17 protein-coding genes are annotated in these 16,889 nt (G+C 36.0%); 4 read left to right on the top strand and 13 right to left on the bottom strand.

Annotated elements, in window-relative coordinates; genetic code table 11:
• Positions 1-10: 10 nt before the first annotated feature.
• The 10 genes from LD272_RS18550 to LD272_RS18505 all read right to left on the bottom strand — a co-directional run bounded on the left by LD272_RS18550 (position 11) and on the right by LD272_RS18505 (position 9,996).
• The gene (locus LD272_RS18550) at positions 11-169 is read right to left on the bottom strand and encodes a hypothetical protein (RefSeq protein WP_226038104.1); all 159 of its coding nucleotides are present in this window, start codon (positions 167-169) and stop codon (positions 11-13) included.
• A gap of 40 nt (positions 170-209) precedes the next feature.
• Complete coding sequence (galE, locus tag LD272_RS18545) at positions 210-1,253, bottom strand: UDP-glucose 4-epimerase GalE (RefSeq protein WP_226038103.1); 1,044 nt, start codon at positions 1,251-1,253, stop codon at positions 210-212.
• A gap of 52 nt (positions 1,254-1,305) precedes the next feature.
• Positions 1,306-2,382, bottom strand: a complete 1,077-nt coding sequence (locus LD272_RS18540; RefSeq protein WP_226038102.1) for an EpsG family protein — start codon at positions 2,380-2,382, stop codon at positions 1,306-1,308.
• Between the two features lie 51 nt (positions 2,383-2,433).
• Positions 2,434-3,318, bottom strand: a complete 885-nt coding sequence (locus tag LD272_RS18535) for a glycosyltransferase family 2 protein (RefSeq protein WP_226038101.1) — start codon at positions 3,316-3,318, stop codon at positions 2,434-2,436.
• A complete protein-coding gene (locus tag LD272_RS18530) occupies positions 3,315-4,433 on the bottom strand; it encodes a glycosyltransferase family 1 protein (protein ID WP_226038100.1) in 1,119 nt (372 codons plus the stop codon). The genes LD272_RS18535 and LD272_RS18530 overlap by 4 nt, the downstream gene beginning before the upstream one ends.
• On the bottom strand, positions 4,418-5,572 hold the full coding sequence (locus tag LD272_RS18525) for a glycosyltransferase family 4 protein (RefSeq protein ID WP_226038099.1): 1,155 nt from the start codon (positions 5,570-5,572) through the stop codon (positions 4,418-4,420). Before LD272_RS18525 ends, LD272_RS18530 begins: the two co-directional genes overlap by 16 nt.
• Positions 5,573-5,585: 13 nt before the next feature.
• Positions 5,586-6,464 carry a UTP--glucose-1-phosphate uridylyltransferase GalU gene (gene galU, locus LD272_RS18520; RefSeq protein WP_226038098.1) on the bottom strand — a complete coding sequence of 293 codons (879 nt, stop codon included), beginning with the start codon at positions 6,462-6,464 and terminating at the stop codon, positions 5,586-5,588.
• 16 nt (positions 6,465-6,480) lie between these two features.
• Positions 6,481-8,310: a polysaccharide biosynthesis protein gene (locus tag LD272_RS18515; RefSeq protein WP_226038097.1), complete on the bottom strand. Its 1,830-nt coding sequence runs from the start codon at positions 8,308-8,310 to the stop codon at positions 6,481-6,483.
• A 293-nt stretch (positions 8,311-8,603) separates the two neighbouring features.
• Positions 8,604-9,263 carry a CpsD/CapB family tyrosine-protein kinase gene (locus tag LD272_RS18510; protein WP_226038096.1) on the bottom strand — a complete coding sequence of 220 codons (660 nt, stop codon included), beginning with the start codon at positions 9,261-9,263 and terminating at the stop codon, positions 8,604-8,606.
• Positions 9,250-9,996: a YveK family protein gene (locus tag LD272_RS18505; RefSeq protein ID WP_226038095.1), complete on the bottom strand. Its 747-nt coding sequence runs from the start codon at positions 9,994-9,996 to the stop codon at positions 9,250-9,252. Before LD272_RS18505 ends, LD272_RS18510 begins: the two co-directional genes overlap by 14 nt.
• Positions 9,997-10,585: 589 nt before the next feature.
• On the opposite strand from LD272_RS18505, the gene LD272_RS18495 reads away from it, so the two are divergent.
• Positions 10,586-11,521: an NADP-dependent oxidoreductase gene (locus LD272_RS18495; protein ID WP_226038094.1), complete on the top strand. Its 936-nt coding sequence runs from the start codon at positions 10,586-10,588 to the stop codon at positions 11,519-11,521.
• A gap of 304 nt (positions 11,522-11,825) precedes the next feature.
• On the opposite strand, the gene LD272_RS18490 is transcribed toward LD272_RS18495, so the two are convergent.
• Positions 11,826-12,107 carry an MDR/zinc-dependent alcohol dehydrogenase-like family protein gene (locus tag LD272_RS18490; RefSeq protein WP_226038093.1) on the bottom strand — a complete coding sequence of 94 codons (282 nt, stop codon included), beginning with the start codon at positions 12,105-12,107 and terminating at the stop codon, positions 11,826-11,828.
• Between the two features lie 98 nt (positions 12,108-12,205).
• On the opposite strand from LD272_RS18490, the gene LD272_RS18485 reads away from it, so the two are divergent.
• Entirely contained in the window at positions 12,206-12,970 is a 765-nt protein-coding gene (locus LD272_RS18485; RefSeq protein WP_226038092.1) for a PRC-barrel domain-containing protein, read from the top strand.
• Between the two features lie 227 nt (positions 12,971-13,197).
• On the opposite strand, the gene LD272_RS18480 is transcribed toward LD272_RS18485, so the two are convergent.
• Positions 13,198-14,181 carry a Gfo/Idh/MocA family protein gene (locus LD272_RS18480; RefSeq protein ID WP_226038091.1) on the bottom strand — a complete coding sequence of 328 codons (984 nt, stop codon included), beginning with the start codon at positions 14,179-14,181 and terminating at the stop codon, positions 13,198-13,200.
• A gap of 384 nt (positions 14,182-14,565) precedes the next feature.
• On the opposite strand from LD272_RS18480, the gene LD272_RS18475 reads away from it, so the two are divergent.
• Together LD272_RS18475 and LD272_RS18470 are read left to right on the top strand one after the other, a co-directional pair.
• Complete coding sequence (locus LD272_RS18475) at positions 14,566-15,507, top strand: SH3 domain-containing protein (protein WP_226038090.1); 942 nt, start codon at positions 14,566-14,568, stop codon at positions 15,505-15,507.
• A 45-nt stretch (positions 15,508-15,552) separates the two neighbouring features.
• On the top strand, positions 15,553-15,771 hold the full coding sequence (locus LD272_RS18470) for a hypothetical protein (RefSeq protein ID WP_226038089.1): 219 nt from the start codon (positions 15,553-15,555) through the stop codon (positions 15,769-15,771).
• 74 nt (positions 15,772-15,845) lie between these two features.
• On the opposite strand, the gene LD272_RS18465 is transcribed toward LD272_RS18470, so the two are convergent.
• Positions 15,846-16,850 (bottom strand): DUF3231 family protein, encoded by a 1,005-nt coding sequence (locus LD272_RS18465; protein ID WP_226038088.1) that lies wholly within the window; start codon positions 16,848-16,850, stop codon positions 15,846-15,848.
• Positions 16,851-16,889 lie beyond the last annotated feature (39 nt).

Below are 16,889 nucleotides of genomic sequence, written 5' to 3'. Positions count from 1 at the left end.
TCTTAAAACTTTATTTTACTTTCTTATCAGCGAATTTGATTTCCATTATCTGGTCTTTCATCTGATTGATAACTTCAAGTGCGCTAATATTAGTCGATTCGCTTCCTTTTTTAGCCTTTACCAGCATTTCTCTTACATCTCTTTTTGTTAAATTAGTCGTGCTTTTCATTATACTCCCCGCTTTTATAGACATTTAAAAAAACTAGCGTTTAGTAAACACCAGTTTGTCTTGGATCAACTATTTCTTGATATCCCTTTGGATTTTTTTGTTGCCATCGCCATGCGTCTTTACTCATCAAATGAATATCTCTACTAGCTTGCCATTTTAGGTGTTCTCTTGCCTTATTCGGATTCGCATAACAAATAGCTGAATCTCCCTCTCGCCGATCTACAACCGTGTAAGGTATTTTCTTCCCCGAAGCATTCTCGAACGCGTCAATCATTTCTAACACACTATAACCTCTACCCGTACCAAGATTATACGTTTCTACACCAGTTATTGATGTTATTTTTTCTAAGGCTTTTAGATGCCCCTTAGCCAAATCAACGACATGAATATAATCCCTTATCCCGGTTCCGTCTTTGGTTGGGTAATCATCTCCAAATATGTTAAGACGTTGCAGTTTCCCTACTGCTACCTGCGAAATATACGGTAGTAAATTATTTGGAATACCATTTGGATCCTCACCGATATTGCCACTTTCATGAGCTCCAATTGGATTAAAATATCTTAATAATGTAATACTCCATTCCTTATCTGATTGATACAAGTCCCGTAGCAATTCTTCAATTAAATGTTTCGTTCGTCCATATGGATTGACTGGCTTCAGAAAAGCATCTTCTGAAACAGGCATTTTATCCGTTGCTCCATAAACTGTTGCTGATGAACTGAAGACAAGATTTTTCACTCGGTGTTTTCTCATCACCTCACATAGAATTAATGTGCTTATCACATTATTACGGTAGTATTTAAGTGGCACCGCAACTGACTCTCCAACTGATTTTAATCCAGCGAAGTGAATAACCGCTTCAATCTTATTCTCTTTAAATACTTTTTCTAAATCAATCTGATTTAATAAATCAATCGGATACGTCTTAAGTTGTTTTCCGGTTATCTGTTCCACTCTTTTTAATGATTCAGGATTGCTATTTGAAAAATCATCAACAACGATTACCTGATAACCATCATTTAATAGCTCCACACAAGTGTGACTACCAATATATCCAGCTCCACCCGTTACGAGAATAGCCATCTACTATTCCTCCTTTCAAAAATTAAAACATCCAAAATTATAAGTTTACTGACTACCAAATGAAGTAATCACTTCTATAATTAATGTTTAAAGTAATCACATTCTCATAAAAATAATAAGCAAAGTAACAAACTATGATGACTAAATAAATCAGCTTTTGGTCCTTTTCTCTGAATATCTTAATAATCCAAGAGATTAAAATTAACTGATATAAATCAAAGTAAATTGAAAACCTAGCAAATATCCAATTCTGTGTAGCAATAATCATAAATACCATCCCTACTAATGCCATATTGACTATGTAATCACTATCAGGCCAAATTTTTTTAAGCTTATTTCTTCCTAAATATGCAATTACAATCGGAACAGCATCTACAACTACCCTTAAAATACTAGCGCCACCTTCATTAAAATCCTGATACCCTCCATATTGACTACCCTCAATTGCAGAAAACAACAATACTGAAAACCGATCAAATCCTAATGCAATAAAAAATGAAAAAATCACAAGAGCTACAGTAGCTTTTGACCAAGCTTTTAATCTGACTAAGAAATAAATTGGTAACAATATAAGTGCACTCTGATGAATGAAAGAGGCTAATACAACAATCAGTGAATACTTAAAGAAATTACCTTCTATTAAATACTTCGTACCGATGAAAAGAATTGCAGCGGCTAGTACTTGCCTAATTCCATTCATCGACACTAAAAATAGTCCTCCGGTAATATACACATACAAGCTTAAATCAATCATTCTAGAATAGTTATACAATACGATTACCACTAACAAATTTGTAATTAATGCTGTAGTGAAAATTAGTATTTGAGGATCATCGGATACGTAATTCTTTAATAGCATCTGTAGAATTCCAAAGCCTATATCACCCTGAGACTGAATAAACTCCCAGGAAAAATCATTTATCACATAAATACGTTTATAGGCTCCAGTGTCTCCAATACTTGACCTGAGGCCAGATATTGCAACCAAAGATACTAACGCTCCAAAAATAAGAACTTTATTTGGTTTAATCGGAACAGCTGCATTAATGGTCAATCTAGGAGTTGCAGCGTATCTTGCAAAAAATGCAAATATAAAAACTAAAAAAAGATTTACCCAGAGGAGAGTCATAGTAAATTTCCTTTCGATATAAAAACATGAACCATTCGCTCTTTTATAATCTTAAACAACTCTTGATTTTGTTGTAACATAAACATATAACAGGATTCCGAGTGGCAATGCTAGGATAGTTAAAACTTTCTTTGGTGCCTCTTTTAAAAACAACCAGTTTTTACTTATTAAACTACTAGATACATAATGGATTGCTTGCCTGTATTTAAACAAAACATTCGCGAATGGTAACTTCATCAACTCTCTACGATAAAAAGCAAACCCTTGTGGATTATTTCGATATTGATTTAGCATATTTAACGATGAGCCATCATTAAGATATTCAACACAACATAAAACTTCATTCATTAGCAACATTTGATAATCTCGATCTAACATGTGGTATTTGTAGGCAAGCCCAACGTATTTTTCACCCGTGAAAATGGGATATGGGTACTTTTTTGTTAGTTCAGTTCGGTAAACGAGCTTCTTATCACCTGTTACACCATGCTTCTGATATAGATCAAACAAAGTGGACTCTCTCAAACTATTAGGAAGTTCTGTACCAATAATTCGGCCATCTGTATAGGAATCAAGTCCAATGATTCCACTCACATTTTCATTCCCAAAAGCATTCCAAAATGCGAGAATTTTTTCAACTGCATCACCTGGCATATAATCATCCGAATCAATACAAATATTTAATTCGGTATCGATAAGCTCAAAGGCCGTGTTGTGCGCCCCGTGCATCCCTTGATTTCTTTGCTTCAGATAGAGTATTTCGATAACGCCTTCGATTATCCAGCCATCAACGAGAGCTTCTGTATCATCTGTAGAACCATCATCAATAATTAACCAAACAAAGTCTTTGCATGATTGACGTTTTAAACTTTCATAACAGTTATCAAGACAATAAGCACGATTATAAGTAGGAGTGAATACAGTCAGTTTCTTCATATCACTTTATCTCCTAACGATAGATAAGATAACTGTGACCGCTCTGCTGTTTTCTTGATGTCATACCCTTTGAGCGTCAGGGATTTACTCGATGACTTTCTGGTCTGTCTCGCCTTCGCTAACTGTGTAATCTTTTGGATCCATAAGTTTTGATCTGTTATTGGTAGATAGCTAACTAGACCAACGTCCATATCCACTTCGTCCGTGATTGAATCAGAAATAATGCATGGTAATCCAGCTCCTTGGGCCTCGATCAATGTAACTGGCAACCCCTCATGAAAGGAAGGGAAAATGAAAACATCGAAGGATTGAAGCAACAGATGAATATCGTCTCTTATTCCCAACAACTTCACTTTCTTATCTAGTTTTAACTCTTTTATTCTTTCTTTCACCTTTTGTTTCAATGGTCCATCACCAACTAGCACCAAGACAACGTTCGGTATTTTCTTGACCATACCTGCGAGAATATCCAACAAGAATAAGTGATTCTTTTGATGAGAGAATCTTCCTACATGCCCCAAAACGATTGTGTCTTTTTCAATAGTTAACTCGTTCCTGATTTTTTCACGAGCAGTTAGAGAAAAATGAAACTGATCGGTTTCAATTCCGTTTTTTAAAATATATGCTTCCGTTGAATTGTTTCCAAACAACCATTTTGAAGCCTTTGTTGAACATGCAAAGAAATGCGAGGCGTTGTATCTAATATATTGACCTGCATACCATTTATATAACTTTGATGCCAAACCACCCTCACTTCTCGTATTGTGACTATGTGCTATTCTGACTGGTATATTTGCTTTCTTGGCAGCCAAAAGAACAAACCCACTCATTTTATCCATATGTGAGTGAACAATCTTGTATTGGTTATTTGATTTAAAGAATTGATCCAAGTGTTGTTTGTATCCCAAATGACCAACCTCTGAGATGTAAGGAATTCTGAAAATTTCCCCTCCCATTGCAGTGATTTCCGAATCAAAAACACCTTCTTTACAAGTTAAGAAGTCGAATTGAACCTTCGAACGATCGATATTACGATATAGATTCATTAGTAAAGTTTCAGCTCCACCTCGGTTCATATTGACTACAACATGAAGTACTCTCAATGGGTTGCCCATTCCGTAACCTCCTCTCTATTCATATATATTCTGTAAATTCTACTTTTTTCAATCAATACTTTCCTCGTACTATATCTTTTCAAAATTATCTCCCTGCCGTTTGCTCCAAGTTTATTCTTTAAATCTGGTACATTTGCGAGCGTTTTTATTTTATTAGCAAATCGTTTTGTATCATCGCTCGCAACGGTCCAACCATTTTTATTATTTTGTACGAGTTCCCTATGCCCCCTATTGTCAACAGCTACAACTGGTAAGGCACAACTCATTGCTTCCATTATATTGACTGGCAATCCTTCACGAAGGCTTGATGCAACACCAATATCACACATTGGAAGGATTTGTTGAATATCATTTCGAAATCCTAAAAAAGTAACCATATGACTTATTCCAAGATTTGACGATAGTAAGCGACAACGCTCTAGTAATTGACCCTCACCAGCTAGAACAAGATGAGCATTCGGAACATCATCTTTAATCAAGGCTAATGATTCTAGCAGAAATTGTTGATTTTTATTTTTATTAAATTCTGCTGCATAAAACAATAAAAAGTCATCAGGTCCATAACCGAATGACTTTTTCATTTCGCTTTTATTATTTTCTGTAATTGGCTTAAAACGTTCTGTATCAACACCAACACCATGTACATGTTCAATCTTTTTAGCTTTAGACATATGCTTTTGTGCAAAACGATAATCTTCGATATTAATCGTGATTAGCGTGTCTGTTACTTTGGACAGGTACTTTTCAATCGGATAATAGACAAGCCAACTGATCAGCGGTGCACCCTTACAAAAATGAAATCCGTGAGCTGTGTATATTACTTTTGCTCCCTGTTTTCTAGCATCTCTTGCTGCCAGACGGGTTAACACACCTCCCATTGGTGTATGGCAATGAATAATCGAATAGTCTCCTTTATCGATAACATTTTTCAATTTTTGATAAGCACGCAGGTTAATTTTATTAAATGGCGAGCGCCTAATCGGTATATCATACTTATTGTCTGTATAGGGTAAATCAATCTTTCCCGATGCTGCGACGTCAACCTGCCAACCTTGATTTTTCAACCATTCCATATATGGCAAATGAAATGCTTTAAAATGGTAGTCAACTGTGGCACAAAACAGTATTTTATTGGCCATGTTTTTCACCTATCTATCTCATTAACTCTTTCTCTACTATAGTAGAAAGATATTCCAATAAATCCTTGCGTAAATCTTCTCGTTCTAGCGCTAAGTCAATTGTCGTCTTGATAAAACCCATTTTTTCTCCAACATCATACCTGCGCCCTTCAAAATCGTAAGCATATACCGCTTCCTGTTTATTAAGTTCAGCAATGGCATCTGTTAATTGTATTTCATCACCAGTGCCAGGCTTTTGGCTTTCCAATATGTTAAAAATACTAGAACTTAGAATATAGCGTCCTAAAATTGCTAAATTTGAAGGAGCATCTTCTTGTTTAGGTTTTTCTACAAGATTGTGTACGTTATATAACCGATCAGAGATCATACTTCCACCGACAATACCGTATCTCGAAACTTCACTTTCCTTAACGGTTTGCACTCCTAAAATCGTCGCATTGTAGCGGTTATATTGATCAATCAGTTGCTTTAGACATGGAGTTTGGGACCTCACAATGTCATCTCCTAAAAGCACTGCAAAGGGTTCAGCTCCGATAAATTTGCGGGCACACCAAATTGCGTGACCCAATCCTTTCGGTTCCTTTTGCCGGATATAATGAATATCGACTAGCTTCGAAGACTTTTGTACTTCACTTAATAAATCGAATTTTCCTTTGTTAAACAGGTTTTGTTCTAGCTCAAATGAGTTATCAAAATGGTCTTCAATCGCTCTTTTCCCTTTACCGGTTACGATAATTATATCTTCAATACCTGACTCAATTGCCTCTTCAACTATGTACTGAATGGTCGGCTTATCAACAATTGGTAGCATCTCTTTCGGCATTGCTTTCGTTGCCGGAAGAAATCTAGTACCAAGGCCGGCAGCTGGTATGATTGCTTTTTTCACTTTCATTGATTTACACCCCTTTCTAACTTGATGCTGACATAATTGGCTTTTGTCTTTTTGTTACTTTTCCATTAGCTAAGTCTAATAAATAATTTCTAAGCGAGACCTTATCGAAGTTAGCATAGTTGTTTATTAGTTCTTCAATTTCTTCTAAATATAACTCTGCGGTTTTGCCAATGTGAATTTTTGGATAAATATGTTCTTGTTGTACTTCGTTTTCCTTTAATAATTCCTCAAATAATTTTTCTCCTGGTCTCATTCCTGTAAACTCAATGCCAATTTCCTCTACAGAATAACCAGATAACTTAATTAAATTCATTGCTAAGTCAACAATTTTCACTGGTTCTCCCATATCTAAAACAAATACTTCGCCACCTTTAGCAAGTGCACCTGCTTGGATGACTAGCCTTGAAGCCTCGGGTATTGTCATAAAATAACGCAACATGTCTGGATGAGTGACTGTCACTGGCCCACCTTTTTCAATTTGTTTCTTAAATATCGGGATGACACTACCTCTACTTCCTAATACATTTCCAAACCGGACTGCAACAAACTTGGTGTTGCTATACTTACCCATACCTTGAACAACCATCTCTGCTAACTTCTTTGTTGCTCCCATGACACTTGTTGGATTTACGGCTTTATCAGTAGAAATCATTACAAAAGTTTTTACACCATACTGGTCAGCAGCTTTTGCTGCATTCATCGTACCAATTAAATTGTTTTTAACAGCCTCTTCAGGATTTCGTTCCATTAATGGCACATGTTTATGAGCAGCGGCATGATAAACTACATCTGGTTTATGCTCACTCATAATCTTCAACATTTTGTCCTGGTCTTGTAAGTCGGCTATTTCTGTAATAAACTCAACCTGTGAATCTTTGAATTTATCCTTTAATTCCATTTCAATCGAATAAATACTATTTTCTCCATGTCCAAGTAAAATCAATGTCTGTGGTTTAAAAACAGCAATTTGTCTTGAAATCTCCGAGCCTATTGAACCACCAGCACCAGTAACTAAGATAACTTTATCGGTTACATATTCAGATATTTTTTCTATATCCATGTTAACCGGATCTCTTCCTAACAAGTCTTCAACTTGAACATCACGAAATTGGCTAACAGAGACCTTACCCGTAACCAAGTCTTCCAACATTGGCATGATTTGCGTTTTTGCTTTTGTTTTGGCACACTCTCTAAAAATAACGTTCAACTCTTTTTTACTTAGCGATGGTATCGAGATAATTATATTTTCAATGTTGTAATCAAGTACTACCTGCTCAATAACATTAACTCCGCCAGTAACTGGAATCCCCATGATATCCAAATGATGCTTACGTATGTTGTCATCGACAAATGCAATTGGTAACAGACCCTCATTATTCTTTAGTAATTGTCTAGCCACCATTGTTCCAGCTGCACCTGCACCAATAATAAGGGTTCTTTTTTGGCTGATAGATTTATTAATAATCGAATCGCGGTACATTCTTAGGACAAACCTTGAACCACCTATAAACAACATATGAAGTAACCAGGTGACGGCTAGTAGCCTAAATTGTGTTTCCTGAAACAAAGCTTGTTGAAATACCAGCGCGATAAGCATTGAAAAACTGACAATCTTAGTAATAATGACTAACTCACCTACGCTGGCATACTCCCAGGCCTTTTTGTATAACTTATACATGACTGAAAAAGAATGATGACTCAGTAGAATGATAATCGAACTAACAATTAGTGGAATAGTAATCACGTGAATGCTAGCATTTACAAGAAATCTACTAATAAAAATGGCGGTAATTACAATAACTGAATCAAGAATGATAAATAATGACAACCGCTGGCGGTAAGTCATGTACTTCCCCCTTTCTATAGTCTTTTTTTCAATAATCCCCTTTTATCTCGGAAAAATAGTTAAGTGTTTATTTACATGTCCTATTTAAAAGCCACATAAATAAGCACTTAAAAATAAAAAATTATGGGCATTTAACCCATCCTCACATCACACTATCGACAACGAACGCGTCTAAGGTTGACTCCAACCCACAGCATGACCGATTGCCTACATTGTTATTGATAAGTAGACATCACCAAGACCAACGAATAAATTATTCTTAATAACGAACGATAGAATCAAAAAAATCCCTTTTATTTCTCGATAATAATTGCTCCAACTAAATTAGCATGTGCTAATTCTAAGACTTTCCTAGCCTCTTCTGCTTTTTCCATTCCTGTTTTTCCTCGCGCTACTGCAAGTACTACACTATGACTCAGATTTGCTAATATTCTTGTTTCTGTCCATTTTAAAACACTAGGACCATCAATCAATATCATATCGTATGAATCTGCTAATTGTTTCAATATTTCTCTCATCCATTCATGACCTATTAATTCTGCAGGATTAGGGGAATAATTGCCGCTAGTCAAGATGTCTAAGTTTCCAATTCCAGTGTTGTTAATTGCTTGATTAAGTAATGTTTTATTATGTAGTACATCTGTTAATCCAGTCTCATTTGAGAGCTTAAAGACAGTATGAATAATAGGGTCTCTGAGATTAGCGTCAATTAGTAAAATTCTTTCTTTTTGTTGAGCCATAGACACAGATAAATTGGCAGTTATAGTCGATTTACCTTCTCCTATTCCTGGAGATGTTATTAAAAAGATTTGATTATTTCTTTTTTCTGTCAAAAATTTTATATTTGTTTTAATTGTTTGAAATTGATCTGAAATCGCTGAATCTGGGTTTGAATAGGTCACGAGATTCTTTTTCTTAAAATTTTTCACTTGACTCCTTTTATTCAATGCCAATTGTTTCACCCCTTATCTCCGACTCCTGCTTTTGCTGGTGTTTTTGTTTTTTTAGGATGAATTTTCTCTTATTCATATTTGAAATCACCCCAAGTACTGGTACTCCAAGTACTTCCTCAACATCTCGTTCCTTCTTAACAGTTCCATCTAACGATTCCAATAAAAACACAAATCCTACACTAACAATAATTCCAAATATTGCAGCAAAAAGAGTTACTCCTCTTGATGGCTCATTGATTGGAAGTGAGTTTTCTTTTGCTTCTGATAATAGTTGTACTCCATTGAAATTTAAAATCCCTACAATTTCTTGTTTAAATATTTTTGATGTTGCATTTGCAATATTCATTGCTAAAACGGGATCCTCATCGATAACTGAAATACTGATTACACTTGATTCATCAATTCTCGTTACATCGATTTGTTCTGCTAAAACATCCGAAGTTCTTGTTAGTTCTAACTCTTGTATTACCTTTTCCAAAATGATTGGATCTTTAATCATTACCATTAAAGTTACCATTGACTCTGCTTCTGGTCCGATAATAACTCTTGTTGAAGTTTCATATAATGGAACATAGTTATTTTGGCTGTCATAAAAATAACCTGCTAACGTTGTCAGAGTAGTGATTAAAAGAATTATCCACAATCTTTTTCTAAATAAATCATAGTACTCCTTTAAATTTATCTCTCTAACCTTTCTATTATCTTGAATAAAATCCTTACTCAATTTACTCACGTTAATCACCTTTTTTTAAAAAACTCGATTTTATTTACACTACCTCTACATTTTATTCATTATAAAGAACAATAATTACATTTAAATTTTCTTTTGCATTGTAGTCTTACTTTTTAACTACGAAGAATATATAGAGATGCTAACGTCCTTAATAATCTTCATTCTAATTCTTTATAAAGAACAAGTCAACAAAATTTTAAAACATCTTATACTTCTACTAAATACTCCTTTTTTTGACAAAATCGACTTATCTATTTTAATAATATAAACAAGTTATGTAACCTTAATCGAAATACTCCAATTAGAACCAGTTCCTATGTTATAGGCCTTTGCAAATAAGCCCTGATTGAGCGCGACTGCTAAAGTTATCGAGTAAATTTATATATACCAATGCTTCTCCGACACATTTTGGATATATCTCCTCAAATGACATCGTGAATACATTATTATTTTATAGCTATCGCCAACTATCACTAACGAAAACCACTTTTTCAATGCTAAGTTCTACAAGCTTATTCTTTGATTTTTTGATTTGCATTTACTAGACTTGGTCATACTAAAATCAATATGATTAAAGGAGCATCAAGTGATGAAAGCAATTGTTATAAATGAGTATGGTGGCAAAGAAGCCCTACAGGAGCAAGACGTACCAAAACCGGAGATTAATGATAACCAAGTATTAGTGGAGGTCCATGCTACTTCTATTAACCCTATCGACTGGAAACTAAGAGAAGGTTATTTGAAGGCTATGCTTGATTTTTCATTTCCAATTATTTTAGGTTGGGATGTCGCAGGAATAATTGTCGAGACTGGTAAAGACGTGAAAAACTTTGCTGTCGGCGACGAGGTTTTCGCTCGTCCAGATACAACAGCTGACGGAACATATGCGGAGTACACCACTGTCGATGAAAACTTACTAGCAAAAAAGCCAAAAAACCTTTCTTACGAAGAAGCTGCTTCCATTCCACTCGCAGGACTTACTGCATGGCAATGTCTCGTTGATAAAACTGAGGTAAAAAAAGGCGATAAAGTATTAATACAGGCCGGTGCTGGCGGTGTAGGTAGTTTAGCTATTCAAATGGCCAAGCATTTAGGGGCATACGTTGCCACAACAGCAAGTGAAACCAATGAAGCATATGTAAAACAACTTGGCGCCGATCAATTCATTAACTACCAAACCGAGAAATTTGAAGAGGTATTGAAAGACTTTGATGTTGTCCTTGATACCATGGGTGGAGAAGTGTTAGAAAAAGGCTTTCAAGTGCTAAAACACGGAGGTAAACTTGTGACAATCGCGGGGCAACCTGACCAGGATTTAGCTAAAAAACACGGCGTCGATGCGATGTCATATTGGCTAACTCCAAATGGTGAACAACTAAGCACGCTTGGAGATCTCTTAGAAAAAGAAATTGTAAAACCCCAAGTTGGACATGTATTCACTTTTACTGCTGAGCAACTCCGAGAAGCACATGGACTGAGCGAAACACATCATGCCAAAGGTAAAATTGTGATTAAAGTTAAATAATACAAGAAAAGATAAGGGCGCCTTGTTAGCCCCGACAAGCTTAAGACAAGCCTCGACGTGACGCTTTTTGTCACAGAGAGGCTTGTCTTAAGACCTCAGGCGGGTCCATTCGAAATAAGAAAACCGCTTATTTCCGGCTAGGCGCTGGAGCTGGAGCTGGACGTGGCTAACTTAGTAATTAATTATCCATAGCAGACCATTTTATAATTTCCTGGACTACAAGTAAACAATCGAGCAACCGCAGCTATGGTCGCTCGATTGTTTTTTTCTGTTGTTCTATTTCCCAATCTCTATATCAAGCTCCTCATAAGGTCACAATTGCCTTAATAACTTTCTCTTCTGGGTTATACCAGCTTTCGTACACCTCGGTCATTTGATCAAAGCTGGTTCTGTGGGTGATATACGATTCGGCATTTATCTGTCCGCTTTTGATTGTTTCAATTACCACCTGAAAGTCTTCTTTTGTCGCGTTTCGACTACCCATTAAAGTCAGTTCTTTTTTATGAAACTCCGGATCTTTGAAGCTAATATTCTCCTTAACAAGTAGTTTACCGCCATGCGCAACATGGTTAAATGCACTTGACATCGACTTGGCATTCCCCGTTGCATAAAAACCTTATGTTTAAAACTAACGATAACCGGTAAAAGAAAAATAACAGGATAACTATTTGAGGAGGTAGTTGAATGTTACATTTCACAAATCGAATACAAGATTTTAAAGTGCAAGCAACAGATGACAAATTAGGAAAAGTGAAAGATATTTATTTTGATGAAGATAGTTGGGTGGTACGTTACCTTGTTGTGGATACGAAAAAATGGTTGCCAGGAAGAAAGGTATTAGTCTCTCCTATTTCTTTTGATTATGTGGACTATCAAAATTCAACAGTGACTATTTTCGAGTCGAAAGATAGTATCAAAAATAGTCCTAATATCGACGAAAATCAACCTGTTTCCAGACAACAAGAATCTAGCCTGAATACCTACTTTGAGTGGCCTTATTACTGGAGCTATCTTGATAACGAAAAGATGTGGGGCGGTTTTGCAACTCCCGCAGAGTTAATGAAGACAGGTCAAACTGGAGAAGAACTTGCCAAAGAACAGCAAGAAAGTACAAAGTTGCGTAGTGTTGACGAAATTTCAGGTGATTTAGGTGGCTACACCATTCAAGCTACTAATGGTGAAATTGGACATGTGACAGACTTTCTTGTTGATGATTATAACTGGAAGCTGCGCTATTTCATTGTTGAAACAAAAAACTTTCTCCCAGGAAAATTCGTGCTATTATCAATTGATTGGATCAAGAATATCTCTTGGATTGATCAAAAAGTAGTTGTTGATTTATCCAAAGAAACAATTGAAAACGGTCCATTTTACAATTTACACGAACACTTTACAAGAGAAGATGAGAAACAACTCTACCAAAGCTATCAAAAACCCCCATATTTTTAGAGTGATTTTAGGTGAAGATTAGCATAGCGATTGTAGTATAAAGAAAACTTGCCCCTATTCATAAGGCATATATAAATAGGGACAAGTTCTTTTTTATTGATACAGTCGTTTCTATCCATTAAGCTAGATTCCTTTTTTTCTCCCCACTAACGATTAGAAACATCTTTTAAACGAAACTAAAAACACCTGTCACTTGTCTTCCTAAGACAAATAACAGGCATTTCTATTTATTCAAATGGATATTTAAGTCCCCACTGTCCTCGTACTTCATCCATTAGTTTCATAATTTCCAACGATTCATTAAGAGGCATAACGGAGCTTTCTTTTAGTCCCTCACTCAAGGCTCGCCCTACTTCTTCTGCTTCAAAAGCATAGCCGGTTGATTCTCGGTCATCGATAAACGTTTCTACTTTCTCTTTACCAATATATAATGATGCAGACTTAGCAGAATGAAAACTAGGAATGTGAATATAGCCTTCTGTTCCAAGTATATATGCTTCATTGGTTAGGTTAAGTCGAACTGCACCATTTAAAGATGCTGTTTTACCACCTGGGTATGACATAATAATAGAGAATTCTTCATCAACACCAGTTTCCCCAATATGAGCTGTGCTTGTTATTTTCTCTGGTTTTGCACCTAGAATCATCGATGCAAAGGAAACTGGATAGATACCAGCATCAAGCAGTGCTCCCCCACCAAGATCAGGGTTTAGTAGTCTCCACTCTGGATTCCACGGTGCCCGGAATCCAAAATCTGCTTTTACTAAACGTACTTCTCCTATTTTACCATTGTTAATCCACTCTCTAACCTTAACAATCGGAGGAAGGAACCTTGTCCACATTGCTTCCATAAGGAACAGCTTTTTATCTTTAGCAAAATCAATAAGTTCCTCAAGTTCTTCTGCTCTAACAGTAAATGGTTTTTCGCAAAGAACAGCTTTACCTGCTCGAAGACAAGCCATTACATTCTCTTTATGAAAAGGATGCGGTGTCGCTACATAGATTGCATCTACATCTTTGTCCTCTGCTAATTCCTGATAGCTACCATATGCACGTTCAATCCCATATCTTTCAGCAAACTCTTTAGCGCTATTTTTTGTTCTTGAACCTACTGCAATTCGATCAGCATTACTGGCATACGACAAATCCTCGGCAAATTTTTTCGCTATTCCGCCTGTACCTAGTATCCCCCATTTTATCTTTTTTTCCATTTTAGATAGTCCTCCTTTAAATGCTAGTTCAGTCATTGAAACTATTAAACCCAAAATTGGCAGCGCTGTCAATAAAGCTTTTATTTAGAAATAAACTAATTAGCTCGTCTCCTTGTAAGGTTATCACATTTCTAACACAAAATGTGAATCGACCTGTTCAGAGGTGCTAACAGGTCACTTAGCTCTTCTATCTAAACAAACTATTTTCCAGTCAGTATTTTTTCGCATGTAATACATGATTGCCATCCACTGGCCATGCTCTTAATTCCAAAATATGTCACACTTATCAAACTTCTACCCTATCAAGTAATTGACAGCGTTACATTTATTAAAGTGACAACATCTGGTATAATTTACCTACTAATAGGTGGAGGGGACGATTGGATGAACAAGAGAAAATCATTTTTAATTATTGGAAGTCTATTAATCTTCATTGTCGCGGCGTCTAGCTTCGGATACATATATAACCAATCAAAAGCTCAAACAAAAGTCAAAACAAATCAGGATTCCCTGATAACAGAAGTAACAGAAACTGAATCTGATTTAATAGCAAAAAAGTCAGAAGATACAGCTACTGAAAATACAGATGATACTATTGATGAAGTAGATCAAGAACAATCACCTGATCCACAAAACAAAGAAGATAAACCTGAAAAGACAGCAGTTAAAACTCTTTCGACAAAATATGTATCAGTCTCCTCGTTAAATGTGAGAGCAGGACCAAGTACCAATTATGATGTCAGTGGGGTAGTCACTTTGAACCAAGCAATAGAAGCAGTAGAAGGTAGTTCACCAACCGAATGGGTTGAAGTTCAAACTGAAAAATTCACAGGCTTTGTAAATGGAAAGTATCTATCAGATAAAAAAATTGAACTTAAATCAAGTAGCGAAAAAGCAGCTTCTAAAAATAAAAAAACAACGGATAACGAGTCAAAGGAAAAAGACGAATCAGAATCGACTGAAAAAACGGACCCTCCAGCTAAGCCAAAAACAAATGATGCGGACAAGCTTAAGACAGTAAGCAAGAATAACCAATTAATATTAGTTACTTCGAATGACTATGGGACAAGCTCTGCAAAAATTCAAACGTTTGAGCGAAATGCTAGCGGTTCTTGGGACAGAATCCTCTCAACATCAGGGCATATTGGCAAAAAAGGCTTTGCTAAAAATAAAGTAGAAGGCGATCAAAAAAGTCCGCGCGGTAAGTACACAATTGGAACTGCTTTTGGTCGGCAAGGAAATCCTGGTACAAAACTTCCATTTAGAAACATAACAGCTGACGATGTTTGGGTAGATGATCCACAATCGCAGTTATATAATACATAGCAATCTAAACAGGAAACACAAGACCAGTGGTCTAGTGCTGAGGATATGGATATTGGTCCGTACACCTATGGATTGGTAATCAATTATAATACCGGTCAGGTACCAGGGGAAGGAAGTGCTATTTTCCTTCATGTTTCCACAGGTCATACATTGGGTTGTACTGGGGTTTCACAGGGTAATATGGTTTCTATCCTCAAATGGGTAGATCCTGCAAAAAATCCAGTTATCATTCAAGCGCCAGTTAATGAATTATCAAATTATTAAAATGAAAGTCAAGAGCTGTTGCTCTTGACCTTCATTTTTTATAAGGTTCATTACTGATCCCAACCTACATTCCTTTAATCATTTGCTAGGTTCCTTCGATCTGGTGCAGTAGGCGGCTTTTCCATCCAGCCATTATCAATCATCAGGTTAGCACCATCTTCGGAGTACTCTGCAACCTCTGCCATCAACCGACTATACGAAGCTCCTAAATCTCTTCTTAGACTAGCAGCCATACTTGCTCCGTAAAAACCCATTCCCGCTGATTGGACTGCAGCAGTATGAAACATCATTAATTTATCACTAAACGGGGCTTCCTTAGAGCGTGTTGGAGTTGAATCGGAAGTCATTGGTGTCATAATATTACTTTCATCCAGAAATTTACTAAAAACAGCACAATGGTGCTTAGCAATCTCTGCACCTCTAATAAAATAGTGAGCTAATTTCTTTGAATTTGCTACTTGACTAAATCCAGTTAGCATTGCCATTCCGAGAACATTTCTTTCTAAGTTGCTAAATAAAAATGAAATTTCAGTCGATGTCAGCGGACGTTGTTCTCCTAACCATCCAGATAGAAAATGTTGCTTATGAACGAATTCCACTTGCTCCGGATAAGGAATATATGGTGCACGAATAAATACACCTTTTTTCTGCATAACATCTGTTACACGATTAAATAGTTCCGTTGAAGAAGATAAGCTTTCTGAAAAAAATTCACGAATATCTTTTCTAGCTGACATAGACAAAGAAACACCATATGAGTTTAATCCCATTGTTCCAATGTGTGAAAGATAAAAAAGCATAAACGTATCTGTAAATAACCTTTTTGCACGTAAATTTACATCTTGTTCAGTGAAACCGATTGGGATTGGATGTTTTTCTTCTCGATAAATTCCTCTTAATAGCTCGGCATGTTTACTAGCTAGATCTGAAGAATAAATTAACAGTGAACGAACATTTTCATCTTCAACTGTTTCTAGGAAATAGGAAGTAGTACACTCTATTAGAGTGCTATTTTGGTATGCCATCCACAAAAACGATAATTCTGCTGATGTTAGATTTGGATGATGGTTTGTTTCCATTTTTAAATTAATACCTCCACATGAATAGTTAGCTTTTAT

Source organism: Aquibacillus saliphilus, assembly GCF_020404745.1.
GTDB lineage: Bacteria > Bacillota > Bacilli > Bacillales > Amphibacillaceae > Aquibacillus > Aquibacillus saliphilus.
The sequence above is the reverse complement of the archived record's forward strand: the minus strand, read 5'-3'. Positions and strand labels throughout refer to the sequence as shown.